This window comes from Hydrogenophaga sp. T66, from assembly GCF_057219855.1.
Window position 1 is genome coordinate 1 of sequence record NZ_JBXVVX010000001.1, and the last position, 12,493, is coordinate 12,493.

The window sequence follows — 12,493 nt, forward strand, 5'->3', positions numbered from 1 at the left end:
CGTCGGCGCCGGCGTCGTGGCCAAGATCATCGAGTAATTCAAGGGCCGGATTCTTCGGGATCCGGCCGGTCGTTTGCCCCGCAAGGGGTGGTTCGCCCGTAGGGGTATAGCTCAATTGGCAGAGCGTCGGTCTCCAAAACCGAAGGTTGTAGGTTCGATTCCTACTGCCCCTGCCACCTGACGGAACCCGGCGCCTTTGGCGCGGTCTGTCGAGTGGCCCCCAAGCCCGCCGAGGTCGTCCGACTTCCGGTGGGCTTGCGTGTCTGAGGTGGCGCGCTTCGCAGGTCCGATCCGGTACAACTTTCAAGTTCACATGGCCACTCCCGACGTTCAAACCGTGCAATCCGGCGCTGACAAAGCCAAGCTGGCTGCAGCCGTCGGCTTGCTGCTGGCGGCGTTCGTCGCGTTTTACCTCCTAGCTTCGCAGCCCGCGCCGGTGCGCTGGGCGGCGCTGGTGCTGGGTGTGATCGCGGCAGTGGCGGTGTTTGCCGTGTCCGAGCCGGGCCGTCAGTTGATCGCGTTCGGCCGCGACTCGTGGAAAGAGGTCAAGAAGGTGGTGTGGCCCGCCCGGCGCGAGGCCATCCAGATGACGCTGTACGTCTTCGCCTTCGTGTTCGTGATGGCGCTGTTCCTCTGGCTGACCGACAAGACGCTGGAATGGGTCTTCTACGACCTGATCCTGGGCTGGAGAAAATAATGACCGAACAACAGCAACAATCGATGGCCGCCGCCGAAGGCATGCGCTGGTATGTGGTGCATGCCTACTCCGGCATGGAAAAGGCGGCCGAACGCAACATCATCGAGCGCATCAACCGCGCCGGGATGCAGCACAAGTTTGGTCGAATCCTTGTCCCGACCGAAGAAGTCGTCGAGATGAAGAACGGCCAAAAGCGCACGACCGAGCGCAAGTTTTTCCCTGGCTACGTGCTGGTGGAAATGGTCATGGACGACGACACCTGGCACCTGGTGAAGCACACCAACAAGGTGACCGGCTTCGTGGGTGGCGCCAAAAACCGGCCTGCGCCGATCTCCGAGGATGACGTTCAGAAGATCGTCAACCAGATGCAGGAAGGCACCGACAAGCCGCGCCACAAGGTGGAGTTTGTCGTGGGCGAATACGTCCGGGTCAAGGAAGGCCCGTTCACCGACTTCAACGGCACGGTCGAAGAAGTCAACTACGAAAAGAACAAGCTGCGCGTGTCGGTGACCATCTTCGGTCGCGCCACGCCGGTGGAGCTCGAATTCAGTCAGGTCGAAAAGACCTGACGACATCCCGGTGCTGGCGGGTCGGCCCGACGCCAGCGCTGTGGTCTGCACCGGGTCCCCAACCGCGAGGAGGTGGCATGAAACCCACCGTCTGCACTCGCAGGAGCTGAAAAATGGCGAAGAAAATCGTCGGCTTCATCAAGCTGCAAGTGCCAGCTGGTAAGGCCAACCCCTCTCCCCCGATCGGTCCGGCGCTGGGTCAGCGCGGCCTGAACATCATGGAGTTCTGCAAGGCGTTCAACGCCCAGACCCAGGGCGTCGAGCCCGGTCTGCCGCTGCCGGTGGTGATCACCGCTTTCGCGGACAAGAGCTTCACGTTCATCATCAAGACGCCGCCGGCAACCACGCTGATCAAGAAAGCGATCAAGCTGGACAAGGGCTCGTCGGTGCCGAACAAGCAGAAGGTTGGCAAGATCACCCGCGCTCAGCTGGAAGAGATCGCCAAGACCAAGATGAAGGACATGACCGCGGCCAATCTGGACGCCGCCGTCAAGACCATCGCCGGCTCGGCCCGTTCGATGGGCGTGATCGTGGAGGGCGTGTGACATGGCCAAGCTGACCAAAAAACAGAAAGCCCTTGAGGGCAAGGTGGACAGCACCAAGCTGTACCCGCTGACCGAAGCGCTGGAAATCGTCAAGAACGCGGCCACCGCCAAGTTCGATGAATCCATCGATGTCGCCATCCAGCTGGGTGTGGACGCCAAGAAGTCGGACCAGGTCGTGCGTGGCGCGGTTGTGATGCCCAACGGCACCGGCAAGACCAAGCGCGTGGCGGTGTTTGCCCAGGGCGCGAAGGCTGAAGAAGCCAAGGCCGCTGGCGCTGACGTGGTCGGCATGGATGACCTCGCCGCCGAAGTGAAGGCCGGCAACATCAACTTCGACGTGGTGATCGCCTCGCCCGACGCCATGCGCGTGGTCGGTACGCTGGGTCAGATCCTCGGCCCGCGCGGCCTGATGCCGAACCCGAAGGTCGGCACCGTGACGCCCGATGTGGCCACCGCGGTGAAGAACGCCAAAGCGGGTCAGGTGCAGTTCCGCGTGGACAAGGCCGGCATCGTGCACGGCACGATCGGCCGTCGCTCGTTTGGCGCCGAGCAGCTCCAGGGCAACCTGGTCGCCCTGCTGGACGCGCTGAACAAGGCCAAGCCGGCGTCGAGCAAAGGTATCTACCTGCGCAAGGTGGCCGTGTCGTCGACGATGGGTGTGGGTGTCCGCGTGGACACGCAATCCATCGCGGCGTAATCGCAAGGAATTCGGGCCCCTCGGGGCCCGGGTGTGGTGGGCCCGAATCCGCCGGTTGACCGCACGGTCAGCGGGCAGGGTTGGGGGCCATCCAAGACCGTTGGTGCTGGCGCAAGCCGGCTTAATTGTGAAATGCCAACGCAGATGGCGATCCCGCTGCCGATGGAATGCAAGATTTCCGGAAAACAGTTGGTCGCTGCAACGAGGCGCGGCGCCACCCCTGGCGCCGCATTGAAGGAGTAGACCTTGAGTCTGAATCGCAGTGAGAAAGAAGCGGTCATCCATGAGGTGACCGGCCTCGCCGCCAAAGCTCAAACGCTCGTGTTCGCGGAGTACCGCGGCATCACGGTCGCGGCCATGGACAAGCTGCGCGTCAACGCCCGCCAGAACGGCGTGAGCCTGAGTGTGTTGAAAAACACCCTGGCCCGCCGGGCGGTTGCTGGCAGCGCATTTGAAGTGGCTTCCGACCAGATGACCGGCCCGCTGGTCTATGGCTTCTCCGAAGACGCCGTGGCCGCCGCGAAAGTGGTGGCCGAATTCGCGAAAACCAACGACAAGCTGGTGATTCGCGGTGGCGTGTACGGTGGCAAGTTCCTGGACACCGACGGCGTGAAGCAGCTCGCCAGCATTCCCTCCAAAGAGGTGCTGCTGTCCCAGCTGTGTGGCTTGCTCAAGTCGCCGATCTCCCGCACCGCCGTGGTGCTGGGTGCGCTGGCGGCGAAAAAAGGCGAAGGCGAATCCGCGGCAGCTTGATGGCTGGCCGTGTCCCCTGTTTTTGACATTGATTGGAAATCCAAATGGCATTCGATAAAGACGCATTTCTGACGGCTCTGGACAGCATGACCGTCATGGAACTCAACGACCTGGTGAAAGCCATCGAAGAGAAGTTCGGCGTGTCCGCCGCCGCCATGGCCGCCCCGGCCGCTGGTGGTGGTGGCGCCGCTGCCGCCGCCGCGGAAGAGAAGACCGAGTTCAACGTGGTGCTGACCGACGCCGGCGCCAACAAGGTGTCCGTCATCAAGGCCGTGCGCGAAATCACCGGCCTGGGTCTGAAGGAAGCCAAGGACCTGGTCGACGGCGCCCCGAAGAACGTGAAGGAAGGCATTGCCAAGGCCGACGCCGAAGCCGCCGTGAAGAAGCTGGTGGAAGCCGGTGCCAAGGCCGAGCTGAAGTAATTCGCCCGACCCCGCAGGCTGGAGCGTCCGATAAGGGCCTCCAGCCTTGTGTGCTTTCAGAGCACACCTGAAATGGACCCTGGATCCGACGATCCAGACCCCTTTCAAGTGTCTTCTGAACCCGACTGCAGAAGACCACTTGGTTCGGGCCTGCGTGCAATGCGCAGGCCGTCCGCCATCGGTTGGTAGAGGCCAACCACCAAGATCGTCAGGCGCATGCCGCTGACCGACAGTCGCCAAGACCTCAAGCCCGGAGATCTCATGGCATCCCAGTTCTCGTACACCGAACGCAAACGCATCCGCAAGAGCTTCGGCACGCGTGAAAACGTGCTGACCATTCCCTATCTGCTGCAGATGCAGAAGGATGCGTACACGGCTTTCCTGCAGGCCGACGTGCTGCCCAAGCAACGCACCACCGAGGGTTTGCAAGCCGCGTTCACGTCGGCGTTCCCCATCGTCTCGCACAACGGTTTTGTCGAGATGAAGTTTGTGGAATACAACCTCGCCAAGCCGGCGTTCGACGTGCGCGAGTGCCAGACCCGCGGCCTGACGTTCGCGTCCGCCGTGCGCGCCCGCGTGCAGCTGATCATCTACGACCGCGAATCCTCCACGCCACAAAGCAAGGTGGTGAAGGAAGTCAAGGAGCAGGAGGTCTACATGGGCGAAGTGCCCCTGATGACTGACAAGGGCTCCTTCATCATCAACGGCACCGAGCGCGTGATCGTCTCGCAGCTGCACCGCTCGCCGGGTGTCTTTTTTGAACACGACAAGGGCAAGACGCACAGCTCGGGCAAGCTGCTGTTCTCGGCTCGCATCATTCCCTACCGCGGCTCGTGGCTCGACTTCGAATTCGACCCGAAAGACGTGCTGTTCTTCCGCGTCGACCGCCGCCGCAAGATGCCGGTGACGATCCTGTTGAAGGCCATCGGCCTGACGCCCGAGACGATCCTGGCGAACTTCTTCGTCAACGACCACTTCCGCCTGATGGACAGCGGCGCGCAGATGGCCTTCGTGCCCGAGCGCCTTCGTGGCGAAGTCGCGCGTTTCGACATCACCGACAAATCGGGCAAGGTGGTGGTGGCCAAGGACAAGCGGATCACGGCGCGCCACACCCGCGAACTGGAGCAGTCCGGCACCACGCACATCAGCGTGCCGGAAGACTTCCTGATCGGTCGTGTGGTAGCCAAGAACATTGTCGACCCCGACTCCGGCGAGATCATCGCCAAGGCCAACGACGAGCTGACCGAAGCGCTGCTGAAGAAGCTGCGCGCGGCCAACATCCAGGAACTGGCCTGCCTGTACACCAACGAACTCGACCAGGGCGCTTACATCAGCCAGACCCTGCGCATCGACGAGACCGCCGACGAGTTCGCCGCGCGCGTGGCCATCTACCGCATGATGCGCCCCGGCGAGCCGCCGACCGAAGACGCGGTGCAGGCCCTGTTCCACCGCCTGTTCTACAACCCGGACACGTACGACCTGTCGCGCGTGGGCCGCATGAAATTCAACGCCCGCGTGGGCCGCGATGAGGCCACGGGCCCGATGGTGCTGTCCAACGACGACATCCTGGCCGTGGTGAAGATCCTGGTGGATCTGCGCAACGGTCGCGGCGAGGTCGACGACATCGACCACCTGGGCAACCGCCGCGTGCGTTGCGTGGGCGAACTGGCCGAGAACCAGTACCGCACCGGTCTGGCGCGCATCGAGAAGGCCGTGAAGGAGCGCCTGGGCCAGGCCGAGCAAGAGCCGCTGATGCCGCACGACCTGATCAACTCCAAGCCGATCTCTGCGGCGCTCAAGGAGTTCTTCGGCGCGTCCCAGCTGTCCCAGTTCATGGACCAGACCAACCCGCTGGCGGAGATCACGCACAAGCGCCGTGTCTCGGCCCTGGGCCCGGGCGGTCTGACGCGCGAGCGCGCCGGCTTCGAGGTGCGCGACGTGCACGTCACGCACTACGGCCGGGTCTGCCCGATCGAAACGCCGGAAGGTCCGAACATCGGCCTGATCAACTCGCTGGCGCTGTACGCCCGTCTCAACGAGTACGGTTTCATCGAGACGCCGTACCGTCGCGTGGTGGACGGCAAGGTGACCAACCAGATCGACTACCTGTCGGCCATCGAGGAAGGCAAATACGTCATCGCCCAGGCGAACGCGGCGCTCGACGCCGAGGGCCGCCTGACCGAAGAGCTGGTCTCGGCGCGCGAAAAGGGCGAATCCATCCTGACCTCGCCCGACACCATCCAGTACATGGACGTGTCGCCGGCGCAGATCGTCTCGGTCGCGGCCTCGCTGGTGCCCTTCCTGGAGCACGACGACGCCAACCGCGCGCTGATGGGCGCCAACATGTCGCGTCAGGCGGTGCCGGTGCTGCGCCCGGAGAAGCCGCTCGTGGGCACGGGCATCGAGCGCGTCGCCGCGATCGACTCGGGCACGGTGGTGACCGCCAACCGCGGCGGCGTGGTCGACTATGTCGATGCCACCCGCATCGTGATCCGCGTCAACGACGAGGAAGCGGTGGCCGGTGAGGTGGGCGTGGACATCTACAACCTCATCAAGTACCAGCGCTCCAACCAGAACACCAACATCCACCAGCGGCCCATCGTCAAGAAGGGCGACAAGCTGGCCAAGGGTGATGTGATCGCGGACGGCGCGTCCACCGACCTCGGCGAGATCTCGATCGGCCAGAACATGCTGATCGCGTTCATGCCGTGGAACGGCTACAACTTCGAGGACTCGATCCTGATCAGCGAGCGCGTCGTCGCCGACGACCGCTACACCTCGATCCACATCGAAGAACTCGTGGTGATGGCGCGCGACACCAAGCTCGGCGCCGAAGAAATCACCCGCGACATCCCGAACCTGGCCGAGCAGCAGCTCAACCGCCTGGACGACAGCGGCATCATCTACGTGGGCGCCGAAGTGCTGCCGGGCGACGTGCTGGTCGGCAAAGTCACGCCCAAGGGCGAGACCACGCTGACGCCGGAAGAAAAGCTGCTGCGCGCGATCTTCGGCGAGAAGGCCTCCGACGTGAAGGACACCTCGCTGCGCGTGGACCAGGGCTCGCAGGGCACCGTGATCGACGTGCAGGTGTTCACCCGCGAAGGCATCCAGCGCGACAAACGCGCCCAGCAGATCATCGACGACGAACTCAAGCGCTTCCGCCTCGACCTCAACGACCAGCTGCGGATCGTGGAAGCCGACGCCTTCGACCGGATCGAGAAGCTCCTGATCGGCAAGGTCGCCAACGGCGGCCCGAAGAAGCTGGCCAAGGGCACCGCCATCGACAAGGCCTACCTCGCCGAGGTCGAGAAGTACCACTGGTTCGACATCCGCCCGGCGGACGAAAACGTGGCCGCCCAGCTCGAGTCCATCAAGAACTCGATGGAGCAGACCCGCCACAGCTTCGACCTCGCCTTTGAAGAAAAGCGCAAGAAGCTCACCCAGGGCGACGAGCTGCCCGCCGGCGTGCTGAAGATGGTCAAGGTGTACCTGGCCGTCAAGCGCCGCCTGCAGCCGGGCGACAAGATGGCCGGCCGCCACGGCAACAAGGGTGTGGTGTCCAAGATCGTGCCGGTCGAGGACATGCCCTACATGGCCGACGGCACTCCCGCCGACATCGTGCTCAACCCGCTGGGTGTGCCCTCGCGGATGAACGTGGGACAGGTGCTGGAAGTTCACCTGGGCTGGGCCGCCAAGGGCCTGGGCCAGCGCATTGGCGACCTGCTGCAGCGCGAAGCCGCGGCCAGCGAAGTGCGCGCCTATCTGGAGAAGGTCTACAACCACGCCGGCAAGCCGGAAGACCTGTCCGGCCTGAGCGACGCCGAGGTGCTGGAGATGGCGCAGAACCTGCAGACCGGCGTGCCGTTTGCCACCCCGGTGTTCGATGGCGCCTCGGAAGACGAGATCCGCGCGATGCTCAAGCTGGCCTATCCCGACGAGATCGCGCAGGTCAAGGGTCTGACCGAGACCCGCACCCAGGCGCAGCTCTACGACGGTCGCACCGGCGATCCGTTTGAGCGCAAGACCACCGTGGGTTACATGCACTTCCTCAAGCTGCACCACCTGGTCGACGACAAGATGCACGCCCGCTCGACCGGCCCGTACTCGCTCGTCACCCAGCAGCCGCTGGGCGGCAAGGCGCAGTTCGGTGGTCAGCGTTTCGGCGAGATGGAGGTCTGGGCGCTGGAAGCCTACGGCGCCTCCTACATCCTGCAGGAGATGCTCACCGTCAAGTCCGACGACGTGCAGGGCCGCACCAAGGTGTACGAGTCCATCGTCAAGGGCGAGCACACCATCGACGCGGGCATGCCCGAGTCGTTCAACGTGCTGGTCAAAGAGATCCGCTCGCTCGGTATCGACATCGAATTGGAGAGAAGCTGACCCCCTGCGCCGCTTCGCGGCATCCCCCTGAGGGGGACAGCACCAGCGGCCCGGCAAAGCCGGTTCCGCGGTGCTCCCGCAAGAGTCACTTCAATCCACGCGTCGTATCAGAAATTTAAGGAAGTTCGACATGAAATCCTTGCTCGACCTGTTCAAGCAGTTCACGCCCGACGAGCACTTCGATGCCATCCGCATCGGCCTGGCTTCGCCGGAAAAGATCCGTTCCTGGTCCTTCGGTGAAGTCAAGAAGCCCGAGACCATCAACTACCGCACGTTCAAGCCCGAGCGTGACGGCCTGTTCTGCGCCAAGATCTTCGGCCCCATCAAGGACTACGAGTGCCTGTGCGGCAAGTACAAGCGCCTGAAGCACCGCGGTGTGATCTGCGAGAAGTGCGGCGTGGAAGTCACGCAGACCAAGGTGCGCCGCGAGCGCATGGGTCACATCGACCTGGCCGCGCCTTGCGCCCACATCTGGTTCCTGAAGTCGCTGCCGTCGCGTCTGGGCCTGGTGCTGGACATGACGCTGCGCGACATCGAGCGCGTGCTGTACTTCGAAGCGTATGTGGTGACCGATCCCGGCATGACCCCGCTGAAGAAGTTCAGCATCATGTCGGAGGACGACTTCGACGCGAAGCGCCGCGAATACGGCGACGAATTCGTGGCGAAGATGGGCGCCGAAGGCATCAAGGAGCTGTTGCAGAACATCGATCTCGACATCGAAATCGAGAAGCTGCGCAACGACCTGACCGGCTCCGAGCTGAAGATCAAGAAGAACGCCAAGCGCCTGAAGGTGCTGGAAGCCTTCAAGAAGTCGGGCATCAAGCCCGAGTGGATGGTGCTGGACGTGCTGCCCGTGCTGCCGCCGGACCTGCGTCCGCTGGTTCCCCTGGACGGCGGCCGCTTCGCCACCTCCGACCTCAACGACCTGTACCGCCGCGTCATCAACCGCAACAGCCGCCTCAAGCGCCTGCTGGAGCTCAAGGCGCCCGAGATCATCGCGCGCAACGAGAAGCGCATGCTGCAGGAAGCGGTCGACTCGCTGCTCGACAACGGCCGCCGCGGCAAGGCCATGACCGGCGCCAACAAGCGCGCCCTGAAGTCGCTGGCCGACATGATCAAGGGCAAGAGCGGTCGCTTCCGCCAGAACCTGCTGGGCAAGCGCGTCGACTACTCGGGCCGTTCGGTCATCGTGGTGGGCCCGACGCTCAAGCTGCACCAGTGCGGTCTGCCCAAGCTGATGGCGCTGGAGCTGTTCAAGCCCTTCATCTTCTCGCGCCTCGAAGCCATGGGCATCGCCACCACCATCAAGGCGGCGAAGAAGGAAGTGGAAGCCGGCACCCCGGTGGTGTGGGACATCCTGGAAGAGGTCATCAAAGAGCACCCGGTTCTGCTGAACCGCGCGCCCACGCTGCACCGCCTGGGCATCCAGGCCTTTGAGCCCATCCTGATCGAAGGCAAGGCGATCCAGCTGCACCCGCTGGTCTGCGCGGCCTTCAACGCCGACTTTGACGGCGACCAGATGGCCGTTCACGTGCCGCTGTCGGTGGAAGCCCAGCTGGAAGCCCGCACCCTGATGCTGGCGTCCAACAACGTGCTGTTCCCCGCCAACGGCGAGCCCTCCATCGTGCCGTCGCAGGACGTGGTGCTGGGCCTTTACTACGCCACCCGCGAGAAGATCAACGGCAAGGGCGAAGGCATGATCTTCGCCGACCTCGCCGAGCTGCAGCGCGCGCTGGACAACGGCGTGGTGGAGATCACCGCCCGCATCAGCGTGCGTCTGGTGGAGTGGACCAAGGACAAGGCCACCGGTGAATTTGTGTCCGGCATCAAGCTGGTGAACACGACGGTGGGCCGCGCGCTCCTGTCGGAGATCCTGCCCAAAGGCCTGCCTTTCTCGGTCCTCGACAAGCCGCTCAAAAAGAAGGAAATCTCGCGCCTCATCAATGCGAGCTTCCGCAAGTGCGGTCTGAAGGAGACCGTGGTCTTCGCCGACAAGCTGCTGCAGAACGGCTTCCGCCTGGCCACCCGCGCCGGCATCTCCATCGCGGTGGACGACATGCTCGTGCCCAAGGAGAAGGCCGCCGTCATCGAGCGCGCCGAAGCCGAGGTGAAGGAGATCGCCCAGCAGTACGCCTCCGGTCTCGTGACCGCCGGCGAGCGCTACAACAAGGTGGTCGACATCTGGGGCAAGGCCGGTGACGAAATCTCCAAGGTCATGATGGCCCAGCTGGCCAAGCAGAAGACCGTGGACCGCTCGGGCAAGGAAGTGGACCAGGAGTCCTTCAACTCCATCTACATGATGGCCGACTCCGGCGCCCGCGGTTCTGCGGCGCAGATCCGTCAGCTGGCTGGCATGCGCGGCCTGATGGCCAAGCCCGACGGCTCGATCATCGAGACCCCCATCACGGCGAACTTCCGTGAAGGCCTCAACGTGCTGCAGTACTTCATCTCCACGCACGGTGCCCGTAAAGGCCTGGCCGACACGGCGCTGAAGACCGCGAACTCGGGCTACCTGACCCGCCGTCTGGTGGACGTGACGCAGGATCTGGTGGTCACCCAACACGATTGCGGCACCTCCAACGGCACGCTGATGCGCGCCATCGTCGAGGGCGGTGAAGTCATCGAATCGCTGCGCGACCGGATCCTGGGCCGCACCACGGCCGAGGACGTGATCCACCCCGAAACCCGCGCGCCGCTCGTGCCGGCCGGCACGCTGCTGGACGAAGACTGCCTCGACGAGCTCGAGGCGGCCGGCGTGGACGAGGTGAAGGTGCGCACCGCGCTGACCTGCGAAACCCGCTACGGCCTGTGCGCCAAGTGCTACGGCCGCGATCTGGGCCGCGGTGGCCTGGCCAACATCGGCGAGGCGGTCGGCGTGATCGCCGCGCAGTCGATCGGTGAACCCGGCACGCAGCTGACCATGCGCACGTTCCACATCGGCGGCGCGGCCTCGCGCGCGGCGGTGGCGTCCAGCGTGGAAGCCAAGTCCAACGGCATCATCGGCTTCAACGCCACGATGCGTTACGTGTCCAACACCAAGGGCGAGCTGGTGGTGATCGCGCGTTCGGGCGAGATCATCATTTCCGACGAACACGGCCGCGAGCGCGAGCGCCACAAGGTGCCGTACGGCGCGATCCTCACGGTCAAGCCGGACCAGTCGATCAAGGCTGGCACCATCCTGGCCAACTGGGATCCGCTGACCCGACCCATCATCACGGAATTCGCCGGTACGGTGAAGTTCGAGAACGTGGAAGAGGGCCTGACGGTGGCCAAGCAGGTCGACGACGTGACCGGCCTGTCCACGCTGGTGGTGATCGATCCCAAGCGCCGCGGCGCGGCCAAGGTGGTGCGTCCGCAGGTCAAGCTGATCGACGCCAAGGGCGGCGAGGTGAAGATCCCCGGCACCGACCACTCGGTGACGATCGGCTTCCAGGTCGGCGCCCTGATCCAGGTGCGCGACGGCCAGGACGTGGGCCCCGGCGAAGTGCTGGCCCGCATCCCGGTGGAAGGTCAGAAGACCCGCGACATCACGGGCGGTCTGCCGCGCGTGGCCGAGCTGTTCGAGGCGCGCTCGCCGAAGGACAAGGGCATCCTGGCCGAGATGACCGGCACCGTGTCGTTCGGTAAAGAAACGAAGGGCAAAATCCGCCTGCAGATCACCGACCCGGATGGCAAGGTCTGGGAAGAGCTGATCCCCAAGGAGAAGAACATCCTGGTGCACGAAGGCCAGGTGGTCAACAAGGGCGAAAGCATCGTCGACGGGCCGGCCGATCCGCAGGACATCCTGCGCCTGCTGGGCATGGAAGAGCTTGCGCGCTACATCGTCGATGAGGTGCAGGACGTCTACCGTCTGCAGGGCGTGAAGATCAACGACAAGCACATCGAGGTGATCGTTCGCCAGATGCTGCGCCGCGTCGTGGTCGAGAACCCGGGCGATTCGTCCTACATCGCCGGTGAGCAGGTCGAGCGTTCGGAGATCCTCAACACCAACGACGCGCTGCGCGCCGACGGCAAGATCCCCGCGACCTACAGCAACGTGCTGCTGGGCATCACCAAGGCCTCGCTGTCCACCGACTCGTTCATCTCCGCGGCCTCCTTCCAGGAGACCACGCGCGTGCTGACCGAAGCGGCCATCATGGGCAAGCGCGATGAGCTGCGCGGTCTGAAGGAAAACGTCATCGTCGGTCGCCTGATCCCCGCGGGCACGGGCATGGCGTACCACGAGGCGCGCAAGGCCAAGGAAAAGATGGACGACGAAGAGCGCCGCGCCATCGCCGAGGCCGATGCCCTGTCGCTGGCGGCCGATCAGGCCGACGCCGCGGCAGCGGACGCGTCGAACGAATCGGCGGAGTGATCTCCCCCACGGGCGCCGGCCACGCCGGTCGCCCGCGCCCAGCCCCCGGTCTGCCGATCGGGGGCTGTTTTTTTGG

General features: G+C 64.3%; 8 protein-coding genes and 1 tRNA gene. All 9 read left to right on the forward strand.

Annotated features, from left to right (window positions below; genetic code table 11):
* Positions 1 to 100: 100 nt before the first annotated feature.
* The 9 genes from AC2D80_RS00005 (at position 101) to rpoC (ending at position 12,417) form a co-directional block, all read left to right on the forward strand.
* Positions 101 to 176, forward strand: a tRNA-Trp gene (locus AC2D80_RS00005).
* A 137-nt stretch (positions 177 to 313) separates the two neighbouring features.
* Positions 314 to 697: a preprotein translocase subunit SecE gene (gene secE, locus AC2D80_RS00010; RefSeq protein ID WP_484630930.1), complete on the forward strand. Its 384-nt coding sequence runs from the start codon at positions 314 to 316 to the stop codon at positions 695 to 697.
* Positions 697 to 1,266 (forward strand): transcription termination/antitermination protein NusG, encoded by a 570-nt coding sequence (gene nusG / locus AC2D80_RS00015; protein ID WP_484630931.1) that lies wholly within the window; start codon positions 697 to 699, stop codon positions 1,264 to 1,266. Before secE ends, nusG begins: the two co-directional genes overlap by 1 nt.
* Before the next feature lie 113 nt (positions 1,267 to 1,379).
* Positions 1,380 to 1,811 carry a 50S ribosomal protein L11 gene (rplK, locus tag AC2D80_RS00020; RefSeq protein WP_484630932.1) on the forward strand — a complete coding sequence of 144 codons (432 nt, stop codon included), beginning with the start codon at positions 1,380 to 1,382 and terminating at the stop codon, positions 1,809 to 1,811.
* Position 1,812: 1 nt separating this feature from the next.
* On the forward strand, positions 1,813 to 2,508 hold the full coding sequence (rplA, locus tag AC2D80_RS00025) for a 50S ribosomal protein L1 (protein WP_484630933.1): 696 nt from the start codon (positions 1,813 to 1,815) through the stop codon (positions 2,506 to 2,508).
* 246 nt (positions 2,509 to 2,754) lie between these two features.
* On the forward strand, positions 2,755 to 3,261 hold the full coding sequence (rplJ, locus tag AC2D80_RS00030; protein WP_484630934.1) for a 50S ribosomal protein L10: 507 nt from the start codon (positions 2,755 to 2,757) through the stop codon (positions 3,259 to 3,261).
* A gap of 44 nt (positions 3,262 to 3,305) precedes the next feature.
* Entirely contained in the window at positions 3,306 to 3,683 is a 378-nt protein-coding gene (gene rplL / locus AC2D80_RS00035; RefSeq protein ID WP_324344861.1) for a 50S ribosomal protein L7/L12, read from the forward strand.
* Positions 3,684 to 3,944: 261 nt separating this feature from the next.
* The gene (rpoB, locus tag AC2D80_RS00040; protein WP_484630935.1) at positions 3,945 to 8,063 is read left to right on the forward strand and encodes a DNA-directed RNA polymerase subunit beta; all 4,119 of its coding nucleotides are present in this window, start codon (positions 3,945 to 3,947) and stop codon (positions 8,061 to 8,063) included.
* A 130-nt stretch (positions 8,064 to 8,193) separates the two neighbouring features.
* The gene (gene rpoC / locus AC2D80_RS00045) at positions 8,194 to 12,417 is read left to right on the forward strand and encodes a DNA-directed RNA polymerase subunit beta' (RefSeq protein WP_484630936.1); all 4,224 of its coding nucleotides are present in this window, start codon (positions 8,194 to 8,196) and stop codon (positions 12,415 to 12,417) included.
* Positions 12,418 to 12,493 lie beyond the last annotated feature (76 nt).

Coding starts and splice junctions, on each gene's coding strand:
- secE (WP_484630930.1), top strand. CDS start 314: ATGGCCACTCCCGACGTTCAAACCGTGCAATCCGGCGCTGACAAAGCC.
- nusG (WP_484630931.1), top strand. CDS start 697: ATGACCGAACAACAGCAACAATCGATGGCCGCCGCCGAAGGCATGCGC.
- rplK (WP_484630932.1), top strand. CDS start 1,380: ATGGCGAAGAAAATCGTCGGCTTCATCAAGCTGCAAGTGCCAGCTGGT.
- rplA (WP_484630933.1), top strand. CDS start 1,813: ATGGCCAAGCTGACCAAAAAACAGAAAGCCCTTGAGGGCAAGGTGGAC.
- rplL (WP_324344861.1), top strand. CDS start 3,306: ATGGCATTCGATAAAGACGCATTTCTGACGGCTCTGGACAGCATGACC.
- rpoB (WP_484630935.1), top strand. CDS start 3,945: ATGGCATCCCAGTTCTCGTACACCGAACGCAAACGCATCCGCAAGAGC.
- rpoC (WP_484630936.1), top strand. CDS start 8,194: ATGAAATCCTTGCTCGACCTGTTCAAGCAGTTCACGCCCGACGAGCAC.